11 protein-coding genes and 1 pseudogene are annotated in these 24,947 nt (G+C 46.7%); 6 read left to right on the top strand and 6 right to left on the bottom strand.

Going from position 1 to position 24,947, the window contains the following annotated elements; translation table 11 throughout:
- Positions 1–33 precede the first annotated feature (33 nt).
- The 4 genes and pseudogenes from NG796_RS22755 to NG796_RS22740 form a co-directional block, all read right to left on the bottom strand.
- On the bottom strand, positions 34–4,788 hold the full coding sequence (locus NG796_RS22755; protein ID WP_261209434.1) for a beta strand repeat-containing protein: 4,755 nt from the start codon (positions 4,786–4,788) through the stop codon (positions 34–36).
- Positions 4,789–5,337: 549 nt separating this feature from the next.
- Positions 5,338–6,027, bottom strand: a pseudogene (locus NG796_RS22750) (IS1 family transposase).
- Entirely contained in the window at positions 6,014–7,423 is a 1,410-nt protein-coding gene (locus NG796_RS22745; protein ID WP_261209433.1) for a cadherin-like domain-containing protein, read from the bottom strand. The pseudogene NG796_RS22750 and the gene NG796_RS22745 overlap by 14 nt, the downstream one beginning before the upstream one ends.
- A gap of 206 nt (positions 7,424–7,629) precedes the next feature.
- A complete protein-coding gene (locus NG796_RS22740; protein WP_261209432.1) occupies positions 7,630–9,285 on the bottom strand; it encodes a cadherin domain-containing protein in 1,656 nt (551 codons plus the stop codon).
- 716 nt (positions 9,286–10,001) lie between these two features.
- On the opposite strand from NG796_RS22740, the gene NG796_RS22735 reads away from it, so the two are divergent.
- The gene (locus tag NG796_RS22735; protein WP_261209430.1) at positions 10,002–14,819 is read left to right on the top strand and encodes a CHAT domain-containing protein; all 4,818 of its coding nucleotides are present in this window, start codon (positions 10,002–10,004) and stop codon (positions 14,817–14,819) included.
- 47 nt (positions 14,820–14,866) lie between these two features.
- Positions 14,867–15,811: an aldo/keto reductase gene (locus tag NG796_RS22730; protein WP_261209428.1), complete on the top strand. Its 945-nt coding sequence runs from the start codon at positions 14,867–14,869 to the stop codon at positions 15,809–15,811.
- 116 nt (positions 15,812–15,927) lie between these two features.
- Here the strand turns inward: NG796_RS22730 and NG796_RS22725 are convergent, their stop codons facing one another.
- On the bottom strand, positions 15,928–16,488 hold the full coding sequence (locus NG796_RS22725; RefSeq protein WP_261209426.1) for a hypothetical protein: 561 nt from the start codon (positions 16,486–16,488) through the stop codon (positions 15,928–15,930).
- Positions 16,489–16,986: 498 nt separating this feature from the next.
- Between NG796_RS22725 and NG796_RS22720 the strand changes: the two genes are divergently transcribed.
- Both NG796_RS22720 and NG796_RS22715 read left to right on the top strand, forming a co-directional pair.
- A complete protein-coding gene (locus tag NG796_RS22720) occupies positions 16,987–17,307 on the top strand; it encodes a hypothetical protein (RefSeq protein ID WP_261209424.1) in 321 nt (106 codons plus the stop codon).
- A 133-nt stretch (positions 17,308–17,440) separates the two neighbouring features.
- Positions 17,441–17,686 carry a hypothetical protein gene (locus tag NG796_RS22715; protein WP_261209423.1) on the top strand — a complete coding sequence of 82 codons (246 nt, stop codon included), beginning with the start codon at positions 17,441–17,443 and terminating at the stop codon, positions 17,684–17,686.
- 503 nt (positions 17,687–18,189) lie between these two features.
- Here the strand turns inward: NG796_RS22715 and NG796_RS22710 are convergent.
- Entirely contained in the window at positions 18,190–19,698 is a 1,509-nt protein-coding gene (locus NG796_RS22710) for an ATP-binding protein (protein WP_261209422.1), read from the bottom strand.
- A 2,361-nt stretch (positions 19,699–22,059) separates the two neighbouring features.
- Between NG796_RS22710 and NG796_RS22705 the strand changes: the two genes are divergently transcribed.
- Together NG796_RS22705 and NG796_RS22700 are read left to right on the top strand one after the other, a co-directional pair.
- The gene (locus NG796_RS22705; protein ID WP_261209421.1) at positions 22,060–22,380 is read left to right on the top strand and encodes a hypothetical protein; all 321 of its coding nucleotides are present in this window, start codon (positions 22,060–22,062) and stop codon (positions 22,378–22,380) included.
- Positions 22,373–24,718, top strand: coding sequence for an ATP-binding protein (locus NG796_RS22700; RefSeq protein ID WP_261209420.1), 2,346 nt, complete (start codon positions 22,373–22,375; stop codon positions 24,716–24,718). The genes NG796_RS22705 and NG796_RS22700 overlap by 8 nt, the downstream gene beginning before the upstream one ends.
- Positions 24,719–24,947: the final 229 nt, after the last annotated feature.

The raw sequence follows: 24,947 nt of genomic DNA, 5'->3' as shown, positions 1-24,947 counted from the left end.
GTATCCCAACTGCCTCCTGGTCCCCGTTAAAACCTACACAAACGTAAACTCGCCAACCCCAGGGATATAAGCACCCAAATTAGCGATATCGAACGCACCACCCCCGGTACTATTCACATCGGGATCGTAACCTAAGACCCGCTGACCCGAGCCATTGGTATAGACAAAGAAAACTGCGCCACCGGCACCCCCTGCACCGGCACTTTCTGTCCCGGTTTGATTAGATAAAGCAGTATTGGCTAAATCTTTCGTTGTCACCCCAGGAGTATTGATAATAATTAACTCGTGAGTTGCGATCGCATCTGCTGCGGAACTTACTGTAATTGCTGATAAACTAGAGGCATTGAGATTCCCAAAACTAGCAGCAGTAAACTGGAATTTGTCACCGCTATTAAAATCGGTAATAGTATCCACCCCCTCACCGGGACTGCTATACATAAACGTATCATTGTTACCATTTCCTGTCAAAGTATCATTTCCTAAACCCCCGAAAAAAATTTCGGCAGATGGAAAGAAAAACGGGCTGCCGCTACTCTGACCTGTCCGAGTATCATTTCCAGAAGTTCCCAAACGCAGGTTTAAATTTCTTTCAAACGCACCAATATCCGGTACTCCACTACGCGAAATTCCGCGCTGATCTGGGCCCGTTGTATTGGGATCCCCAGCATTTAGCGCTGGACTGCCCGCGAGAACTTCGTGAGTAAAAGTCGGGCCGCCATTATCTTGGAGAGAGCCAAGCATTGGATTGATCGCCGTAGAAGACTCGGTAGCCCCTGAGTTGGGTGTGGTAGTATTATTAGGGTCGCCATAGCGATCGCCTGTGGTATTGCTGGAAAAGTTATTACCGCCGACACTACCAATCAAATTGTAGCCTTGGGAAATAAAATTCCCCTCACCAAACTCAACATCACGCTCTCCATTAGAAGCGCTATTCTCTGCTATCAGTGTATTTTTAACTGTTACTGTTCCATCCAAGATAATTCCTCCTCCTGCCAAGCTCCCGATTCCACTTGAGAAGTTCCTAATAATACTACTGTTAGTAACATTTAAGGTGCTGTTAAGAAAAATGAATATGCCCCCCCCATATCCAGTGGTTGTATTGTTAGAAAAAGTGGTATTTTTAATGAAACCAGTACCGATTAAAAAAAGACCTCCACCCCCCGGAGGAAAACCCGCTCCATTCGTCGAATTCCCTGAAACTGTACTGTTGATAATATTGACCACACTGCTGCTAAAAATCCCCCCGCCAACCGAGCCAGTGGTATTGCTTGAGATTGTGCTATTTATAATATTTAGTGTCCCTGAAGAGCTACTAATTCCACCCCCATTATCTGTGCTAAAATTTGCCGCAATTGTACTATTGATAACATTTACGGTGTTATTTCCAATTTGATAGAGGCCACCACCCTGGTCAGATCTGCCGTTAACGATCTTAATACCCTTGAAGTTTACGGTAACGCCATCGCTGTTGACAGTAAAAACGCGGTAAGCATTATTCCCACTAATCGTCAGCAGATGTGCGCCAGGGCCGCTAATCGTCAGGGGATCGGTGATATTAGGTAGAGCCGCAGAAGTAATCGTTATGGTTTGGGGAGTCGTGTTGTTGAAAGTAACAGTATTGGGTCCCGGCGTTGCATTCGCGACCAGCATTGCTTGTCGTAACGATCCCGCACCGCTGTCATTGGTATTCGTAACTTCTACGGTATCATCATTTTCAATAGTTCCTATGGCAGTGTTTTCGCTGCCAATGGTGTAAGCGGAATTGGTATTTAGGGTTAGATTAATAGTTTCATCCGCTTCAATCTTTAGATCGGATGTTGGTGTAACACTCACTGTCACAGTCGGAGAATTTGGAGCAAACGTAACAGTGACACTGGGTGGGGTAAAATCACTATCGGCAGTCGTTGCTGTTCCGCCAATCGTATAATTAACCGTCAACGGACTGGAAAGCGGCGTGTTAATACTTTCAGTGCGTGTCAAGGTGTAAACTAATGCCGTAGCGCTATCTTCTAGGGTGGTTCCTTGACTTGCTGCCACTGTCACCACAGGTACAATCGGCGGTGCATTGACGGTAAAACTCCCCAGATTAATCGCTGCTGCCGCATTGCCGGTATTATCTAATACTTGAGTCGCCGCCAAATTGACGGCATAACTGCCATTATCTGCCGCATCCCAACTGCCTCCCGGCGCAGCAATTTGATAAGTCGCCGTGCGTGGTGTACCGTTGCCCGTAGGGGTGACGCTGACAAAAGTTACGGGAATTGTAACCCCATTGGGATCGGTGACGACAACATCGGAACTATCTAAACTACTGATATCCACTGCCACATCATCAGCATAGTCTACTGTAAAATTATAGGTTGCACCGCCCCCTACCGTAAGGATGGGTGCAACTAAGTTGGCAGCGGTGGGGAGATTACTATCGTCATTAACAAGGGTATAAATCGCTGTTTGTTGCGTTCCCAGAGTTGCGCCGCCAGAGGCATCGAGCAACTTGAGATTAATGGTTTCATTGAACTCATCGATCCCATCTTCAACAATGGGGAGGGTCACTTCTTTTTCAGCCGTATCCCCATCCGCCCAATTGAGGGTAATGGGCAGATTATTAGTATAATCATCCGGTGCAGTTGCCGTCCCCGATGGATTGTCTAACACCACCTGCACGGTGACTGCGCCATCACTGCCACCCGATCGCTTGACTGTGGCAACCCCTTTGTTGAGCGGACTGCCACTATTGCCTTCTGTACCGCTAAAGGTAGCACTGGCGAATTCTATTATCCCCGCTTCATCGTCAGCTATCTCTAAGGTTGCGGTTGCCTGTGTTCCCAATTGTGCGCTACCTGTAGGATTTGACAGGGTTAACTGTACCGTCTCCGTCTGTTCCACTACTGTATCATCGAGAATGGGGACAGTAATGGTTTTGGTTGTTTCTCCGGAATTAAAAGTGAGAGTGCCACTGGTGGCGCTATAATCAGATCCCGCAGTAGCAGCAATTCCAGTTGTAGGCTGGCTGGTGGCATAGTCAATGCTAACGATACCATTGCCATTGCTGCGGGTCACCGTAATGGTGGCAGTTCCCCCATTTTCGCTCACGAGATAAGTAGAATTGCTAAATTGAACCGCTGCTGCTTGTTCGTTATCGTTAAGGGTTAAAGTTGCCGTATTTTGACTGCCCAATATTGCGCCGCCAGTGGGACTAAATAAACTTAAATTAACCGTTTCGTCTCCTTCCACTAAGATATCATCGACCAGGGCGATCGGGACAGTTTTTGGTGTATTGTCACCATCAGCAAAGTTAACGGTAACCGGAGCATTACTATAATCATCAGGAGCGATCGCTGTACCATCAACGGGGATAATTTGAGCGCTAACTGCTCCTTTGCTGCCACCGCCGCGAGTCACTGTCACTGCCACTACGGGGGTGCCATCCTCATTGACTGAAAAATCGACAGCACTAAATTGCAGGATACCAGGAGAAGGCAATTCATTATCCCAAATCTCTAGGGTCGCGGTACTTTGCGCGCCAATACTGGCTCCACCCGTAGGACTAGCCAAGGTTAAATTAACCGTTTCTGTACCTTCTATCAAAGCGTCGTCAACGATGGGAATCGTTATAATTTTGGAAGTCGTATCACCATCACCAAAGTTAACTGTTAAGGGAGCATTATTATAGTCACCCGGAGCAGTTGCTGTACCATTAATCAATGTAACCCTAGCACCAACTGACCCCGTATTGCCTCCCGTGCGCTGTACCGTGACGCTAACCACGGCGCTGCCATCTTCATTGACAGAAAAGTTGGTGACACTAAATTCCAGAGTACCCGCAGTAGATTCAGCAGGTGGTGTATTAGTATCTGGTGGCGTATTAGTATCTGGTGGCGTATTAGTATCTGGTGGCGTATTAGTATCTGGTGGTGTATTAATATCTGGTGGTGTATTAGTATCTGGTGGTGTATTAGTATCTGGTGGCGTATTAGTATCTGGTGGCGTATTAGTATCTGGTGGCGTATTAGTATCTGGTGGCGTATTTCCTGGCGGTGTAGTGTTCCCCGGGGGTGTAGTGTTTCCCGGTGTGGTACTTCCCGATGGTTTAATGAGTGCCGGACTGGCAAAGATGATGTAGGGTTGTTCGCTGAGGGTTTCTGGTGCTGGCGCTTCTGCTTCTGCTTCTGCTACTGGCGGGGTTTCTGGGATAAAGTTGTCAACAAAACTGGGAGTTGGGACATTCAGCAAAATTGCCAAGTAGCGGCCATTGCTGCGGTCTTGAATAATGGTATCGTTGCTATAGGTTCCCGTGCCTTGAAAAACATTTAATCCTTCAAAGGTGAGTCCACCCATTAGGTCGAGTGAGTCTTCCAGGGTGCTAAAGTCATTGATAATGGCTGCTTCTGCCAAAGTTGGACCCCCGAGGGTGGGTGAGAGGATGAAGATATCGCCATCTTTCCCTCCGGTGACGGTATCAGCACCGAATTCGAGGATAAATCGGTCAATTCCAGCATCTCCAAACAGGCGATCGCCTCCCAATCCTCCAATTACAATATCATCCCCCTCTCCACCATAGAGGATGTCGTTACCTTCCCCACCATCTAAGACATCATTGCCTTGACCCCCTGCGAGTAAGTCATTGCCATTCCCCCCCGTGAGACTATCATTTCCTTCATCCCCGTAAAGGATATCGTCTCCTTCTGCACCATCAAGAACATCATTGCTTTGCCACCCATAGATAAAATCATCGCCCTGGGTTCCGAGTAAGCTATCATCGAACGCTGTACCTTGAATGACTGTCATAGTGTTTGAGTTGCCCTTCCTGACTCGAAAAAGTGTGCTTTAGTCAATAAGTTGCCGATCGCCCGGATCTGGTTCCATCCCTGAAAGAATGAAAATCTAACCCTGACTCGTACTTTCTCAGTTATGCGCGATCGCCTCCTCCCATGTCATCCGTATTGTTATCTATTTAGATTCTGGATTGAGGGGGAGTGCCTCAGACTGGCGATGGTCCCCTGTCTGGTTTTCTCGGTTAAGTGAGACTAACTAGAAGCGTCCCGGAATGGTGCTTGAGTTACAAAAATGCGATCGCCTCGGTGATAAATATAGAGGGCGATCGCAGTTTTATTGTAGGATAGGTGAGTTAGGGATAGAGAACTTGGGGAGGCGATCAGAGATAACGCCTCTAGATCACATTGACATTAAAGCTTGTAGCCCCCAACACCCCACCGATGCCATCGGATACCGTAAACATCAAGCTATCATTCAATGATGTACCAGCCATAAGAGAGAAGAAAATCTCGTGGCGTTGCACATCTATGGTATGATTCCATTGGACAGGGTTCAATTCCTTCAATTGGGGAGGGGTATAGTCCTATGTTTCAGGTAGTACAGAAGCAATCTGATAGAAATCGTTAACATTTCTACAGATTTTGAATAACATAAAGTTTTTCTCGTATTTACGGGCTAGATAATGTCTTAATCACGTGTTTTCTCCTTCTACCCGAGTCATGGAGGGCTTGCTAACTATATGGTCAAGTTCATCAATAAATTGAGGATAAACTGCATAGCCATCCGTTACATAGAAGAAACACCCCCAACCTCCAATAATTTTCCATAACGGTTTAAATGTTTCTTTGGATCTATCCCCGACCACAAAAGCTAAAATACCGGGAAACCTTTTTTCTACAGCGGTCCAGACCCAGACTTTATGTTTTTTTTACCCACATAAGTCTGTAATTCATCAACTTGGGAAACTTCAGGTATTTCTTCATAATCTGGGTCTTGTGGTAAACTCTTAGCCGCAGCTTTAACCCAATTGATAACCGTGTTATGACAAACTCCAGTTAGTCTTTCTATCCGTCGAAACCCATTCCCTTCAACATAGAGATGTAAACAGTGTCGTTTAACTTCTTCGGGATACCCTGTTGGAGAATAGACATCGATAAATTGACGACCACAATCCTTACATATATGGTTCTGTTTTCCTCTCTTCACGCCATTTTTACTGATATTGCTGGACTGACACTTAGGACAAATCATATTTTCTAGAGGTAGAGGCTACCTCCTCATCATACCATAGATGTGCAATGCCAATCTCGTCATCTGTGCCATCAGAACCTGTCCAAACCAGGTGAGACCCAGATATTTGGGGCTGGGAGTCATCAATGCTATTATTGGTCAGTTGGCTCGTGGTGGCGTTATTTCTATCGTAAAAGTAGATCTCATAGTCTGTATCATCAGACCTCTGCCAAACCACATTAGACTCTGATATTTGGGGATTAATGTCATCAGTGCTATTATTGGTCAGTTGGGTGGTGCTATTTCCATCGTAAAAGTAGATTTCTGTTTCTGTGCCATCAACGCCCTGCCAAACCACGTTAGACCCGGATATTTGGGGAAAGCGGTCCTGAGTGCTATTATTGGTCAGTTGGGTGGTACTATTTCCATCGTAAAAGTAGATTTCAAAGTCTGTGCCATCAAACCCTTGCCAAACTATGTTAGACCCGGATATTTCCGGAAAGTTGTCCTGAGTGCTATTATTGGTCAGTTGAGTGACGCTATTTCTATCGTAAAAGTATATTTTGTAGTGTGTGTCATCATAGCTTTGCCAAACCACATTAGCCCCCGATATTTGGGGAGAGTAGTCAGAAATACTATTATTTATCAGTTGAATTAAGCCGTGAGTATAGCTGACTCGGGTGCTATCAATGTCAGCTTGGGTAAAAGTATCATTGACAAATAGGGGGATACTATCAAGCTTAAGCTGTCCAGTGGTCGGTGCAGTAACTAGAGTATAAGTGAGTTGATCTGGAGTATTATCTTGGTCAGTGACTTGGAGTAAACTATTCGTAATCGAAGTTATCCCCCGTTGAGTCACACTCAGAGGTGAGTTCATGACCAATACTGGCGGATCATTGACATTATTTAGCGTAATGACAAAGTTTTTATCAATACTTAGACCCCCCGCATCGGTACTGCGCAGGATAATCGGATGACTGGTTGCTGTTTCATAGTCTAATAATGTACCATTGGCAATGGTTAGCTGATTCCCTGAAAGTGCAAACCGTCCTCCGGCATTATCCACCAGTGAATAAGTGTAAGTGTCTGCGGTATCCGGGTCGGTGGTGGTAAGATTCGCGATCGCTGTCCCATTGCTACTATTCTCATTCACCACCGTATTCGACACCGCCATATCCGTTGGCGTTTCATTCAAATTCGGCACCGATAAGGTAAAGGTTTTATCAAAAGTTAAACCTCCTGCATCCGTAGTCCGAACCGTGATAGGGTGACTGGTTCCCGTTTCATAATCTAATAATGTACTATCCGCTACAGTGATTTGCGTTCCCGAAATCGCAAACCCTCCTCCGGCATTATCTACTAACGAGTAGCTGTGGATATCCCCTGGATCCGGGTCAACCGTTGCTAAATCTCCCAATACCGTACCGTTGGCAGTATTTTCAGCAATTGTAATATTGCTGAGGGAAATATCGGTAGGTGCATTGTTCGGAATGGTTTCGTTAACATCGCTAACGGTGACGGAGAACGTTTTATCGAAATTATTTCCCCCTGCGTCAGTAGTCCGAAGGGTGATGTTATGGATAGTTGCGGTTTCGTAGTCGAGTAAACTACCATCAGCAACAGTTAACTGATTTGCGGATATAGCAAAACGACCTCCGGCATTATCCAGTAAGGTGTAAGTAGGGTATCAGTGGTATCGGGGTCAGTGGGAGTGATGGTACCAATTAAATTCCCGTTGGCACTATTTTCGGCAACGATTAAATTAGAAACTGCCAAATCTGTTGGAGTTTCATTGACATTATTGACCGTGACAGCTAAGGTTTTGCTAAAGGTTTGACCCGCAGCATCAGTCGTTTGCACCACAATATTATAAGTGTCCGCTGTCTCAAAATCCAATAACGCACCATTGGCGACGGTGAGTTGATTTCCGGCGATCGCAAATCTGCCGCCTGCATTATCTACTAAGGAGTAACTGTGGGTATCCCCGACATCGGGGTCAGTAGTGCTGAGGATGCCAATAACAGTACCATTAGCACTATTTTCATCCATGACACTATTTGATAAGGCGATATCTGTCGGCGCATTATTGGGAATTTCCTCGTTAACGTCGGTAACCTGAATGGTAAAGGGTTTGTCAAAGGTATTCCCTTCCGAATCGGTGGTTTGTAGAATAATATTGTGTGCCTGGGTGGTCTCAAAATCGAGTAAGGCACTATTGGTAACAATCAGTTGACTGCCATTAATGTTAAAGCGTCCACCGGCATTATCTAATAAGCTGTAGCTGTGAGTATCCTCGGCATCGGCATCGGTGGTTGAGAAGGTGGCAATAATTGCGCCGTCGGCACTGTTTTCGGCAATGCTGGTATTGGAGAGGATAATGTTAGTGGGGGCCTGATTTCCTGGGAGGGTATCGTCAGGTTGATTTCCCGGTAGGGTATCGTCAGGTTGATTTCCTGGTAGGGTATCATCAGGTTGATTTCCCGGTAGGGTATCGTCAGGTTGATTTCCCGGTAGGGTATCGTCAGGTTGATTTCCTGGTAGGGTATCGTCGGGTTGATTGCCGGGTGGTTTTACTGGGGGATTTCCTGGTGGCGTAGTCGTTAAGGGTCCCGGTGAAGGACTAGCAAAGGTGATCAAGGGGAGTTCGCTTGCTGCTTCTGCCGGTTCGGTTGGGGTCTGTGTGACGTCCTGTTGAATTAAGCTAGGCGTTGCCACATTCAGCAAAATGGCTAAATATCGCCCGGTATTCCGGTCCTGGATAATCGTATCCTTGGCATAAAATCCCGTTCCTTGAAAGATATTCAACCCTTCAAAGGTGAGTCCCTCAGTAAGTTCCAGTTCATCTTCTAAGGGATTAAAATCCGTAATAATCGCCGCTTCTGGTAAAGTATTACCGCCTAGGGTGGGAAACAGAGTAAAGCTATCTTTATCCTTGCCTCCAGTGACGGTATCTGCGCCCCATTCGAGATAAAAGAGGTCGAATCCTGCATCTCCAAACAGGCGATCGCCTCCCAATCCTCCCATTAAAACATCATCAGACTGTCCACCATAGAGGATATCATTGCCATCCCCGCCATCTAAGACATCATTACCTTGACTCCCAGCGAGTAAGTCATTACTGTTCCCTCCCGTCAGACTATCATTTCCGTCATCCCCGTAGAGGATATCCTCCCCATCTGCGCCCGTGAGTACATCATTGCCTTGCCATCCATAAATAAAATTATTACTGGCGCTTCCGAGTAAAGTATCATCGAACGGTGTACCCTGAATGACTGGCATAATTGGTTAAGTCTCCTAGTTATAAGAAAGGGCTTTAAAGATAGTTTTTGGGTGGGTATCTGGGTCCTAACCTAAGCGAGTCACGAAGGGATTCCCCATGAGAGAGAAGTACCTACAAGACGATTCTACATTCACCCTTTTTTGATTATGCCCTCTGCCACGGATAAATATTACCCATTGTTCATAAATCCCAAAAATAGAAGTAAGAAAAGCAATATTATGACTTTCTTTCTTTTCCAAAAGTTTCCATTCTACAGATCAAATAGATTGAACTTCAAAGGGATTGGGGGGCATCCAATTTTCTGGAATCAGAAAATCATAGAAAAACTAGAGTTTAACTACTTTATTTAGAGCATAAAAAATAAAACAATTTTGATAAATCTAGGCCAGAAATAATACATCGGCTTTAGAACTTTTAGTTTTTACGATGAAGTTGCCAGCTTTGATAAAATGTGATCAGGCTAAAGGCAGCTATGGAAGTTATAATCTAGTCATCGAAAATCTGTGTTAGTGGACCCAGACTGTGCCAATATTGTTCTAGGGATAGGTAGAGATGCTCTTTCGGTCCCTACAGAAAACTCAGGGTGTCAGCGGCTACAGTGTTAGTTAAAAAGCGATCGCAAATTTTATAGGGAATGGCGGCAATGGATCGGAAAACAGTGACCCACCCCAAATCAGGGAAATCATACCCAAAAACACTCTCCCTCGGGCTTTCGATGCTACCGTTGGCAGTGTTGTTCTCGGCTTTGAGTGCCCAATCTCAGCCCATCGTCCCGGCAACGGATGGGACAGGGACCCTGGTTACCCCCGAGGGAACCCGGTATGATATCACTGGGGGTCAGCGGTCCTCTGATGGCCGAAATTTGTTCCATAGTTTTAGTGAGTTTGGGCTGAATTCTGCTGACATTGCTAATTTTATTTCTAATCCCGCAGTTGTCAATATTTTAGGCCGAATTAATGGCGGCAATGCTTCTTATATTAATGGACTGATTCAGGTTACTGGCGGTGCGTCGCATCTCTATTTAATGAACCCTGCTGGGATAGTATTTGGCCCAAATTCCAGTCTGAATGTCCCCGGTTCATTTCTTGCCACGACGGCAACGGGGATAGGGTTTGATGACGGTTGGTTTAATGCGGTGGGGGGGGATTTTTATGGAGAGTTAGTGGGAACTCCTAATGCCTTTGTTTTTGAGACGTTGCAGCCCGGGGCTATTCTTAATTCAGGGAATTTAACTGTGGCATCGGGGCAAAATTTAACCCTGATTGGGGGAACAATTTTGAATCAGGGGACAGTCGCCTCACCCCAGGGAAGCATGACAATGGCGACAGTTCCTGGTTCGAGTTGGGTGCGTTTGTCTCAACCGAATCATCTCCTGAGTTTGGATATTGCTACGCCTTTTCCGATCGCACCGATGGCGTTACCCGCCTTACTCACCGGGGGCAATTCTTCTCATGTGACCGATGTTCTTATCAACCCTGATGGAACAGTAGAATTAATCGGTTCCGGGTTGGGAATTGCATCGGGAGATGTGGTAATGAAACAATCTCACGTATCCGGAGAAACGGTCTCTTTATCAGCTCACCAAAATCTCACTCTAGTGGAAACCACCTTACAAACCACCGGGGATATGCAGTTGAGGGCTGGGGATACGGTGTGGGTGCGAGATAGCCTGGACCGGCCTTTTTTAGCCCAAACAGGGGGCAATTTGACCTTGATAGGCGATCGCGCCGTTGATATCTTAGCCTTGGATTCTATCCTCTCAGTGGATCAGGTGAAGTTTCAATTTGAACCCTTTCGCGCTGGGGGTGATATAACTTTAGTGAGTGATGGGCTGATTTCCGGAGATTCTCACTTTGCAGCCGGGGGAAATTTTGCAATTCGCACCCGTTCCGGAGAACCTGGAACCCTGATCAGTCTATTTGACCCGATTGTGACATCAAATGGGGATGTGAGCTTTGGAGACTATACCGGCGCTTCCCTGAAAGTGGAGGCGGGGGGGAGTATTATCGGGGTTAGTATTAATATCACCCAACCGGATACCACCCTGACGGGTTCTGATCCGGATCTCCCCATTCTCACGAGCAGTCCCTCGGTAATTCTGCGCGCTGGGGAAGCCAGTCTGTCTAATGTGGCTAATGTTCCCCCGGATCAGACAATATCCGATACGGTATTTTCTTCTAGTGAAAGTTTTAGTCGAGGAAGCATTACTGTTAACAATATTACCACCGATGGAGGTCCGGCCATTCTCTCAGCGACTAGCGATATTATTACGGGAAATCTCACTACCAATGGGGGGGATATTTCAGTGCTGAGTCGCACTGGAAATATTATTACTGCCGGGGAAGTCATATCATTAGGAACGACGGTTAATGGCAATATTAGCCTTGATGCAGGCAATACCGTCATGGTGGGAATTGTCAACAGTGGCAGTGGCAATATGACCCTGACGGGCAATGAAATTGATTTGAATGGTACAATTACTAGCACTGGAATTCTCACCCTACAACCCAGAAATCCTAATCAAACTATTGTTTTATCCGGTGAAAGTGATACGGGAAATACGGTTTTGGATCTGACGGTGGCGGATTTAGCGGCCCTAGAGGATGGATTTAGTGCGATTATTATGGGGTCCGAAAATAGCACCGGACTGATTAGTATTGCTGGGGTGGTGGACTTCAGCGATCCGGTTACTTTGCGATCGCCTCAAGGACAAGGTGCGACAGATATCGCCGGAAATCTCACCCTCTCGGATAATGCCATTCTGACGATTGATACCGCAGGCGCAACCTTAGTGAGTGCCGATGTGCTAACGGAAGGAGAACTCAGCTTTGGCAATATCTTTTTGAATGCCGATGTCACCTTTGCGGGGAGTAATATCACCTTTAATGGGACCATCAATGGGGAACGGCAGCTTACTGTCAATTCGCCCTTAGGAACTGTGGCAGTGAACCAACCGATTGGCAGTCAAGTTCCCCTCCGCAGTTTAGATATTGTGGCGGATGTATTAACTCTATCCAGTGATATTGTAGCCCAAAGAAATATTATTCTGAATAGTGCAGTGATTTTGGGGAATGATATTCGCTTAAGCACCCTGACTCCCGGCAGTTTGATTACCTTTAATAATACTCTGAATAGTCAGGAAAATGCAGGGCAGTCTCTCACGCTGAATACCCCAGGCAGTATTATCTTTGCGCGGGAAGTGGGGGGTGCGGAAGGGGGTGCATTAGGGCCGATCGCCATTGAGGAAACCACTGAAGTTACGGCATCTGAGGGGATGACAGTGGATCGTCTGACGGTGAACAGTTCCGGGACGATCGCCCTCCAAGATGTCACTCTAGTAGCGGAAAACGTTAATCTGACAACCCCGATTTTAGCACTGAATGCGACGGAGCAAATTTCTGTAGGAAATGTCACCGCTAATCCCGGGAAAATGAGTCTCAATAGTAGCAATAATTTTGTCACCACGGGGGATGTGACTTCACCAGGGGGAACCCTGGAAGTTACGACAGAACGAGAAATTACCACCGGCATCCTGAATACCTCGACCCCTACAGGAACTGGGGGCGAAATTACCCTCACCAGTAACCGCGATCGCATTCTCACTGAAGAGATTAATACCTCGGGATTATTTGGCGGTGGCAATCTCACAATTGCTGCTTGTCAGTCTTGTCAAGGGATTGATGGACAACCCTTGGCACCAGGAATACAAACGGGTACAATTGCGACCAATGCCACAGAACAAGCCGCAGGGGATATCATTTTAAAGGCCCCCGGGGATATACAAGTCCAGTCTATTAGCGCTCAGGGGAGAACTGGGGGAACTGCTGAAATTACCAGCGGGCGCTTTTTTCGGGCAACGGATACTTTACTGGAGGAAAATTCCCCCGATGCCAGCATTTCCAATGCCGGTTTAAGTGAGGAGGGAAAGATAAAAATTAGTCATGGGAGTGCGATCGCCCAAGCGCCGTTTATTATCGGTGATGCTCAACTCAATGGCACTCTGGCGGCGATTATGACTGCTGGAAATAATATCATTGCTCCGGTGCAGTCCTTTCCCTTTTCCTTTACTCAAGGGAATATTTCCTTGGTTTCTGCTGCCAGAGAACCCTCAGTCATCCGTCCCCCGGCACCGATTCCTGAGTCTTCCCCTCCCCAAGAGTTACCGGAAACTTTATTACAAACTCAGCTAGAAAGACCCCCAGCAGCACAACCGCTGATTCAGCTTGAAAGTCGCCAACTGGATAGTAAAATTCTCCCCGATGATCGCGTCGCAACGAACCGATTAAATCTGGATAATTTTCTTAACCAAACTAACCCTAATTTAGGGGCAACTATCGAACAAATAGAAGGACTCCGCCAATCGGAATTTGAAACTTATTTTGAAGAAGATTTGGGGGCGGAATTACTCTCTTTTGAAGAAATTGTCCAAAAATTGCGCCAAGTGGCCCAAGAAACCGGCACCAATCCGGCAATTGTTTATGTTTTGTCCCGGGGCGATCGCTTAGATTTGTTCCTCATCACACCCAAGGGGAACCCGATTCACCGGGTTATTCAAGAAGCAAACCAAGAAAATTTATTATCGACGGCCCGCAATTTATTGACCCAAATTACGGACCTTAAACGCTTAAATACTCAAACTTATTTACCTCCGGCACGACAACTGTATCAATGGATAATCGCCCCCCTTGCCTCAGAATTAGAAGCGGAAGAAATTGATACGATCGCTTTTTCAATGGATGCGGGATTACGAACTCTTCCGATTGCTGCCTTGCACGATGGAGAGCAATTTTTAGTCGAAAAATATCGTCTTGGCTTAATTCCCAGTGTGAACTTAACCGATACTCGCTATCAGGATATCCGGACTTTTCCGGCTTTAGCAATGGGAGCCTCAACTTTTAGTACCTTACCCAATTTGCCAGCGGTTCCCCTAGAATTAGAAACGATTATTCAGACATTAGGGAACGGACGCGAATTTTTAAACGAAGAATTTACTTTGGAAAACCTCAAATTTCAGCGGGCATCTCAACCCTTTCGGTTAGTTCATCTAGCTACTCATGGGCAATTTAATCCCGGTGACCCCAGCGAATCTTATATTCAGCTTTGGGACGGACCCTTAAACTTACAAGAAATGCGGGATTTAGAATGGAACAATCCGCCGGTGGATTTGTTGGTTTTAAGTGCCTGTCGCACGGCGATCGGCAGTTTAGAGGCGGAGTTAGGGTTTGCCGGATTAGCGGTGCGAATTGGGGCAAAAACCGCGATCGCCAGTTTGACTTACGTGAGCGATGAAGGAACCCTGGCCCTGATGACAGAGTTCTACCAGAATCTAAAAACTGCGCCAATTAAAGCCGAAGCATTGCGACAGGCACAGATTGCGATGTTGGAGGGAAGAGTGCGCTTTGAAGGCGATCGCCTCTACTCGGAATCGGGAAATTTTTCTCTGCGTTCTGAGGGAATCAACGAAACTCAAACCCGGGATTTCAAACATCCCTATTTTTGGGCGGTGTTTACCCTGATTGGCAGCCCTTGGTAATTCTGGATTACAATACCATTGCAATCAAAATTCAGGGTTTTAAAACGATGGAATTCATCCAATTAGGAAACAATGGGCCAACCGTACCCACCCTCGGTATTGGTGCGTGGTCCTGGGGAGATACCTTATTTTGGAACTATGGCAAAGATTACGGGGCCACTCAGGTTCAGGAAGCATTTCATGCCGCTGTCGACGCAGGAATCACCTTTTTTGATACCGCCGAAGTGTATGGATTAGGTAAATCTGAACAGCTTTTGGGTCAATTTATTCGGCAAACGGAAACCCCGATTCAAGTTGCTACAAAATACGGTCCTTTACCCTGGCGGTTTACGGCTGAGTCCGTTGCGGAAGCGCTCACCGCTAGTCTCGATCGCCTGCAATTAACTCAAGTCACCCTCTATCAAGTTCATTGGCCTTTTACCTTTTTAATGAGCCAAGAAACCTTAATGAATGCTTTAGCTGATCAAGTCGAAAAAGGCCGAATCCAAACTATTGGCGTCAGCAATTATTCTGCCGCCCAAATGCGAGAAGCTCATGCTGTTTTATCCAAGCGTGGAATTCCTTTAGCGGTCAATCAGGTGCGTTATTCTTTATTATCTCGGGAGGTAGAAACGCAGGGAATTATCAAAACGGCACGGGAATTAGGAATCACTATTTTGGCCTATAGTCCCCTCCAACAAGGATTACTCACGGGAAAATATACCCCCGAAGGTCCCCAACCCAGCGGACCTCGCCAGTGGGATTCCCGCTTCAAACCCGAGGGATTGCGGAAAATTTCTCCGGTTTTAGATTTATTGCATCAATTCGGTCAAAACTATGGCAAAACTCCCGCTCAAGTTGCCTTAAATTGGTTAATTGCTCAAGGGGGTATTATTCCGATTCCTGGGGCAAAAAATGCGGAACAAGCCCGACAAAATGCGGGGGCTGTGGGATGGCAATTAACGGCAGATGAAGTGGCGCAATTGGAACAAGTGACTCGTCCTTGGTTATAACAAAAAGGGTCGTCTGTTGCCCCCTTTAACCCAGATTAAAAGGCTTTTTCGGTCAGGTTATCCGGTGATACCGGCGGGGTTTCACCCTCGCCGGTTTGGGGGATGAAACTGTTGTCCTAAATTTGATTGGGAGACTCAGAATTAGACTCGGAAGGGACTAAATTCACCCGAGGTAAAAGAGTAGATTCAAAAAAGTACACGCGATCACAATAGCGAGTTTGACTCGAACAAACGGTTTCAATGGCAACATGACTGACATTAGTCAGATTCAGAGATAAAGAAACTTGCTCTCCGGGAGTCAAGGTATAGGATTCCTGCCGCACCCCATCTAAATAAATATTGACCGCATTCGGCGGACTTCCTCGGTCATTATCGCGCATTCCAAATTCTAATAACAGGGATTCAAATTGACCCGATTCTTCTCCAATTCGACAAGTAACGGAGACTTCTCGACTCCCTGGACCTAAAAAGAAATAAGACCGATAGACTTTTCTCCCGATGGATATATCTAAGGTTTCTTGTTGCGATCGCCCTGGTCCATTGGTGACACATTGCGTATCCAATAAAAATAATGGAACGGGTTCGCGGGCATTGACAAGGGGCTGGATCCAAGGCGCGATCGCCACAGATAGGATTCCCGCTGTCATCACTTGATTGATGAAAGATCTATTTTGCATTGAGGGACAAACCACTAAGGGGTTTTGTATCTTATCATAACCAATTTTGCCCCCGAATGTGGTACCGAGTCCCGGGATTTTTTTCCTTTGTTTTCAACGCAACTCCATCGGGATTTGCTGCCCTCTCCCTTACCGATGCACCTGTTTTAATTCGGGTTAACGGGAGTAGAACGGCGATCGCACCGCTACTCCCGAGAGGCTTTTTGCCGGTTCAGGGATTTACCGCTTGGTCGTCCAGACTGTGGTAAACATCATCAGCATCCCCCCGACAAAAATTCCTACGGCCAGCAGTCCGGCCACTACATTAAAAATTCCTTCTGCATTTTCCATTGGGTGCGCTATCCTTTACAAGAATTTACAAGGTTCTTATTTTTACCATACCTCAATTTTTGATAAAATTTATCTATCATTCGTCCCATTTTCAAATCAATATGCTACAGTAAACCCAGGGATTTTAAAAAAATTCCACTTAGCACAAACTCTTTTGATACGTTGATAATGTTTGATCTGATTTGCGAATTTTCTCGAACCCACTGTATTGCAATTTGCGCATTTTTAGTTCCGGCCAACTTACTAGCAACCTTACAAACTTTGATTTTTATGGGACTGGGAACCCAAAAACTACAGATTCGCGTGATGGCAGCGATCGCTAGTTTTTATGCCGTCGTCATGGTCTTGCACGTTCTCAGTTGGTTCCTGATTGGGGTAGTCATGGCTCCTACCTATATCTTGCTCGCTCTAGCCAGTCTGTGTCTGAGCATCAATGTCTGGGCGATCGCCCATTCTCCGAGGGTCGTTCCGTTACTGCGACGCATCTAAGGGAGGGATTCGCGACTGATTCCCCGGACTTACCCCACTCGTGATACCCTAGCGGTGATATCTTACCATTCACCGAAGTGCGATCGCCGCAATGGGGTTAATTGTTTTAAAGGATTAGGACTACCAAGCGCCCATGAAAGAAAAACTTTTAAATTGGCTGAACCTGTTTTTAGTCGCCGATGTATTTTTTGTATTGCTCAGCTTTGTTTGGTTTGCGATCGCCGTCGTGGGACGATCCACCGGCGTCAATCTGGGCCTCGACATTTGGCACCAACTCTGGCAACCTGTTTTTAACCCCGCAATTGGCATTTTAATGGCCGGTGCGCTGTTGAGTGGATTGACCAGTTGGATTTCTAAGCGCTTCAATAAAGCCCATTAATCCGCCCGCGATCGCCCTTAAAAATTTCCTCATTCTCCCCTGCTGCGAGTGTTCACTCAACAAACTCCAGCAAGGGCGATCGCCCCGGAAATCCCCGACTTTCTTGAACCCTCCTTCCCGAAACTGAGTCCGAGAGTTAATCTTTTTCAGTCTTTTTACGCAAATGGTATTTTTTTGAAAAATCTGTTATAGTATTTCTAAGTAAATTCCCCGAGAGTTTTAACACCCTCTGAACTCTCCGCCGCCTCGGAATTACGGGTTCCTCCTGGCCTGCTTCTGCACCTTGAAAATTCATCTTGAAACAGCAAATTTACCCATGACCCATGCTCCTGATTAAACAGGAAGACTGGCTCAGAGGTTAGCCGATTTCAAGACCCATAAAGATAGCCCAACCCAAAACCGGGCCAAAACTTAGGCCGAGTTGAAATTCCTCCACTCATTCAACATAGGGCACCCTGGGAAAAAATCAAAAGCAGGCTAGGTGGTTCCCAACAAATCAAAATTTAGCAAGCTTTGAGATGCGGTTGAAAGCGCGTTTGAGGTCGTAAATCTGAGCGATTTGCCGGGGCTTCAGAAGACTTCCGTTTTTGCTGTTGCATCGGAATATCAATGATAAATTCCGTTCCTTCGTCAGGCGTAGAAATACATTGTAATTGACCGCCATGTTTTTCAACCACAATGTGATAAGAAATTGACAACCCTAACCCCGTGCCTTTACCCACCGGTTTTGTGGTAAAAAATGGATCAAACAATCGTTGCCTCACTTCCTCGCTCATCCCGGGCCCGTTATCGGAAATTTTAATAAGCAGACGGGTTTCATCGCGATCGCCACTCCCCGCAGTCTTTTCAACCAATTCAGTCGCAATCCTAATTTTAGGTGAGATTTTACTGCTCGCCGATGATCCTTCTCCCTTGGAGTCGGACAATTCCGAATGCAGCACTAAAAACTTAGAACTTTCTTCAATCGCATCAATGGAATTGCTGATAATATTCATAAAGACTTGATTGAGTTGTCCGGCATAGCATTCAATCTGCTCTAAATTGCCGTACTCTTTAATCAATTCAATTCCCGGAAAACCCGATCGCGCTTTTAGACGATTTTGCAGAATTAGCAGGGTACTATCAATCCCTTCATGAATATTCACTCGCTTCATTTGCGCCTCATCCAACCGCGAGAAATTCCGCAAGCTCATCACAATTTCGCGAATGCGATCGGTTCCCAACTTCATCGAAGAGAGGAGTTTGGGGAGATCCTGACTCAAAAATTCGAGATCAATTTCCTGAGCATACTGAGTAATCTCTTCCGCTGGATTGGGGTAGTTTTGTTCATACAGTGCCATCAACCCCATTAAATCTTGGATATAGCAACTGGCGTGATCGATATTTCCATAGATAAAGTTAACCGGGTTGTTAATTTCATGAGCCACCCCAGCTACCATTTGACCCAAACTTGACATTTTTTCCGTTTGAATCAGTTGAGATTGAGTCTGCTTGAGTTGCTGCAGGGTCCGCTCCAGTTGTTGAGTTTGTTCCCTAAGCTGCGCCTCAGATTTTTGCAATGCTTCCAGTGCTCGCACCCGGGAAGTAATATCCCGAAGGGACGCCATGAGCGCTTTTTCTCCTTCCCATTCGGTTTCCACAATTCGCATTTCTGCGATCGCATCTTCTTCGCCTTTGCGCAAAATTTCCACTTGCGTTTGCACAACTCTGGTGCTATCGCGATCGCTATCTCCAACCCGCTGAATAATTTCTGTCCCGATTTGACCCCCCTGGATTTCAAACACCCGGGTGCCAAACACTTCTTTTCCAAGCAAAGCATCCGCTTGACATTTCAGCAAACATTCGGCAGCACGGTTAATAAAGCGGACCAGTCCCTTGCTATCAACGATGATAATCCCATCCGCCAATTTATCGATAACATTCCGAAACCGGATTTCCCTTGCTGCGAGTTGTTGCTGGAGTGCCTGTATCTCGGCTTGTTCTTTATACTCAGATTGAAGTGTGGTTAACATAACGAATAACATCCTTTGCTTAATATTTTCGCACAATTCTAGTATTATGTTGCCCCGGGCTTGACTTTAAACAATTTCTCTAATTAGCTCGGCCAAATTCTAGCTAGGGAATCGGTGAAGCATTTAATCCTTCCGGGTCCGGCGGTGCTAACTGAGGGACTTCCCCTAGGGCGATCGTAAAATTCTTTGACACGGGGTTGCTGAAAACTCGGTTTTCCCAATATTTCGGTTGATTCGTGAGTTCTCCTTCGGGACTCTCCTGGGTATCAGTCGAGTGACAACCTTTTCATTTCTTCATCTCCTCAGCATCCCTTTAACAACTTGAGATCTGTGATTCGTGAATTTTGAGAAAGTTTTGACTTCGCCTACCTCTTGGACAACCCGACTTAAGATGTCTTCCTCCTTTGTAACTGATCCTTGACTCCTATTTTGTTTTATAGATCACTTTCTGGACTTTTTAAGTATCTCTTAATACTTTTTTTAAGAACGGCTCCTATTTCATCCAATCTCAACCCTGGCGATCATAAAACTTAATACAAAAGTTACATTTTTTCATAGTTCTTACAGGGCTGATCCTTTAGGTTGTAGGGGCTTGTAAACCGAACGACCATTCTGCTCTAAAGACCCTGGGTAAGGGGAGATGAAGTCTAAGAAGGGCCATATTTTTTTCAGCCAAACTGCTGACTCTGCTCTCGGAACTCAGCCAGCAACCCAGGGGTACTCTGATTTAATCGAGTATTATTCCTTCATGACTGAATAAAACTTCAGGCTGAAACCTGAGAATTGAGGCCAAAGCCTGGGGTTAAATTTTGACAATTTACTGCCATTCAGTCAGCAAATCTTCTAATTCATCAGGCTGAACTCCCCAGAAAAATTAGGATAATCAGCCCTGTCGAAAATTAGGAAACTCCGGCTCAATCCTTCAAGTATATCCGGGGCAAAACCGATGAGGTTAAGGAGAGAGGAGAGGCTTAAAAGTTCCCCAAGAAAGCCGATAAATAAAGTGAGAAGTCTGAAGAGACGGTCCTCGAAAGACTACCCGGTTTAGGATAGTCTTCGTCGGAGTCAAGGGGAACGATCAGGACCGAGTTTAGGAATGGGATTCCCCGATGGATGTAGAGGATGGGTTCCGGATGCATTGACTCGAAGTGATCCCCATAGACTCCCCTTAAAAAGGCTACTGTTCTGCATCAAAGGTTCCCTAACCGTAGAAAATTGGGACAGTTGCCTTGGGGTGGGGAATGAGGCTGGAAATCTGAGAAAGAACGGCTGATTCATCTGCCCCAGTCCGGTGAAATCCGGGAAATAATGCCAGAACAATCGTTCATGATTCCTTTACAGACAGTGCTTTTTTCTTTATCATTTCTTTGCATTCAGATCCGGTCGGTTCAGAATATCTCTGAATCGGTTAAAAATTTGGGGGAACCCTCAAAAACAACGGTGCAAGAGTGTAGATTGTACCCATTCAAAGCAGGAGAGAAGCCTGTTCCACAGCGATACCTAGGTCTAAAAAGAGGCTTTTAGGTTGCCCTAACGGAGTGACCCAAGCCAGGGGCGATCGCCTGAGATTGGGGTCCCGCTTTATTCGTTAGGATTCCTTGACATCAAGGCTTTTTTTTTGATATCATTAGGTATTTTAAACTTGGCTTTTCTTCGATAAAAAATTAACGTGCCTCGGGAAGGCAGGAGTTGTCCTATCCCTTGAACCTTGACCCAGCCCGAGTCAGTTTTACAAAAAGTTAATTTTTATTAAATCCTTTAAAAAATATCACCCAGAAAGACATACTAGATGATAGGAGAGGATGAAAGAGGGAATAAAACCGTTGGATATAAATGACTATAAATATGGCGCTGGGGAAAATACCTTAGCTAAAATTGGCAAGGATTGCTGCATCTGCGCTGTTTAAAAGTTAATCCTTAAATCCGCAATTTTCCCATATCGAGTGGGGGTAATTTCCCGTAAAATTAACTCAGTGCCGAGCAATCCAATCCAGGATAAAAAGCGATAGTCCAGTCAGAAAGACTGGCGGTTTCTAATTTGGGGAGAGGTACCTTCAAATGAAAGGTCCAGTGCCAAGTCAAAAACAAATCAAACATAACGGGAGGGATCAAGTCTCAATCGGCTTTTCCAGGATCTTTGCCTGGACGGAGCTCGAACGAGGGGTGACTCAAACTCACTACAGCCCTTGGGCCGTCCGTTGTTTGGTGCAGGTTGATCAACCGGCATGGAGGGCGATGCTGGGGTGTCCATCCTCCGGGCTCCCCTGGGGGCTAAAACCGTCGAGGATAGGCCAATCAGGTAAGCAAAAACCCCCAATTTGGATTGATGCTAGGGTTGCACTCAAAAGTATCCGGGAGTTGATGGAGAGTCACCGGGGTCAAACTTTAGAGGAATACCCTTTAGAAGGAGTCTTCGATAGAAACGGTTCTCAGGTGAAGCAAACCTTACACTCTGAGGTCAGTTTTCTCCATTCCCAGGACTGTATCCGAGTTGATCCGGGAATTACAGATGCTGCTTTTAGGGTGTGGCGAGGGTTTTCCTTGGACTGGGGAAGAATAATAGAGGAAGGCAGCGGACAACGGGTGTGTCGAAAGCGTCGATCCGCTCAATTGCGATCGCCGGTGCAGAGTTTGGGGACCTCGGGTATAACTCCCGTACATCAATGGAATTGTCATGGATAAAACGAGTAACATCCAGTCCTGTGATCTTCAACCCCTAGCAGATGCCCCGATTATCAGGACCTGTTGCGATACCTGCGCGATCGCCTTGGGGGAAGATTTAAAAAATGTCGGTTATTTTCGACTAGATCGCGAGTGGAATTTTACCGAAATCAACCCCCAGGGTGAAGAAATTTTAGGAAAACCCAGGCATCTTTTAATGGGTAGAAATATTTGGCAAGAATTAAGCCAATGGAATCAGTCTAAATTGATAGAGGAATACCGACGCGCCCTAGGTGAGGCACGGACGGTCACCGCTGAGGCATTTTATCTGGGACGGTGTTTAAAAATGCAAGCCTACCCAAACTCCGAAGGTTTATCCGTGTATTTCCAAAATGTGACCCCCCCAAACCAACTCGAAGAAACTCCCCTGAATAGCAGTCGCCTCTATGAGTTCAGCGCTCAAATCGGGCGACTCCTCGCCAAAGGAGGACCTTTAGAAACCCTGTTCCCGCCGATCATGAGGGCGATCGTGGAGTATTTAGAAGCCAGCTCTGCCGGAGTTTGGACCTTGAATCCCGCGCTTAAAGAACTTGAAATGCGGTCCACTGCTGGGATTCTGTTAGACCAGGAACTGTTCCCCGATCGCATTCCTCTAGGACAAACCCAAATCGGCACCGTCGCGCAAACCCGTAAAACTTATACCGGCTGCTTGGTTCGCCAAAGAGAACGGGGCAAAAACGACACTTTAGAAAATTGTGAACTCCACCCGGATTGTTTACTGCAACCCCTAGTAATTGATGACCAGATTTGTGGCGTAATGGCAGTCGTCATCGAGAATGGGGTGAGCGAGTCCGTCCAAAACCTCCTAATCTGGGTATCGAGCACTTTAGCCCTCGCCATCGATCGCGATCGCGCCCGGGAAGCCCTCCTCTCTCGTCGTGAAGGCTTGCTGTTCCGCCTTGCCAGTCAGATTCGCAACTCCCTTGACCTCGACACCATCCTCGAAACCGCCGTCACCGAAATTCACTCCCTGTTACAAATTGACCGCTGTCATTTTTTGTGGTATCTGCCTCATCCGCTTCAGCCGAGTCTCACCGTGACCCATGAATCGCGATCGCTCAACAAAAAAAATCTCCTGTGCGAATACCCCGCCTCCCTCAGCGGCCCCCTCACCCAGAAAATTAGGGACCTAGAATCCTTACGCAGCGATCGTCTCGATACCAGCGCCGACTTAGACGACAAAACCCGCACCCTCTTCTCAGAAATGGGGATTGTCTCCGTCCTCCTCCTCCCCTTAGAAACCCGTTCCGGTCAACTCGGGGCCGTCGTCTGTAGCCATAGCCAACCCCGCCCCTGGACCGATAGTGAAATCGAACTCCTCCAAGGCGTCGTCGATCAACTCGCCCTGGCGATCGACCAAGCCGAACTCTACGCCCAAACCCACGCCGCCGCCCTCGCCGCCCAAACCCAAGCGCAACAACTCAGCGTCGCCCTGCAAAACCTCAAACAAACCCAAGCCCAGTTAATCCAAACCGAGAAAATGTCCAGCCTCGGACAAATGGTCGCAGGCATCGCCCACGAAATCAACAACCCCGTTAACTTCATCACCGGCAACCTCGTCCATGCCAACAACTACACCCAAGACCTGCTCCACCTGATCGAAGTCTATCAAACCCTTTACCCTAATCCCGCCCCCGAAGTTCTGGAAGTCTCCGAAGATATTGACCTCGACTTTCTCCTCGAAGATCTGCCTAAAATCCTCGCCTCCATGCAGATGGGGGCCGATCGCATTCGTCAAATCGTCGTCTCCTTGCGCAACTTCTCTCGTCTCGATGAAGCCGAAATGAAGCCCGTAGACATTCACGAAGGCATTGATAACACCCTGCTCATTTTGCACAACCGCTGGAAACCCAAAGGTAAAGATCCCGGGGTCGAACTCGTCAAAGAATACGGGAAACTCCCCAAAGTGGAATGTTACGCCGGACAACTCAATCAAGTCTTCATGAACATTCTCACCAACGCAATGGACGCCCTGGAAAATCAAGGCGCACCCCATATTATTAAAATCAGCACCGACATTGCCAAAACCGATGCCCTCGGCAACCCCACCGAAGTCTCCATCCGCATTCGCGATAACGGACCCGGAATGACCGAAGAAGTTAAAAAACGCCTATTTGACCCCTTCTTTACCACCAAACCCGTAGGCAAAGGGACCGGACTCGGCCTCTCCATTAGTTATAAAATTGTTGTCGATAAACATGGTGGCGTCCTCAAATGTGACTCCGAACCCGGCCAAGGGACTGAGTTTTTAATACAAATTCCCGCTAAACAACCTTGCGTTAAAAGTCGCTGCGCTTGAGGGGCGGGGGGTTTTGGGGAGGATGGGGGAGATAGGGGAGATAGGGGAGATAGGGAGGATGGGGGAGATGGGGAGGATGGGGAGGATAGGGGAGATGGGGGAGAGACGGGAGAGGGTGTGTAAACGACTGAAGTCGTTACTAAAAAATTCTTAATCCTCAAAATTCTTAATCTTCCCCATCCTCCCCATCCTCCCCATCCTCCCCATCCTCCCCATCCTCCCCATCTCC

This window comes from Laspinema sp. D2d (genome assembly GCF_025370755.1).
Lineage (GTDB): Bacteria > Cyanobacteriota > Cyanobacteriia > Cyanobacteriales > Laspinemataceae > Laspinema.
The sequence above is the reverse complement of the archived record's forward strand: the minus strand, read 5'-3'. Positions and strand labels throughout refer to the sequence as shown.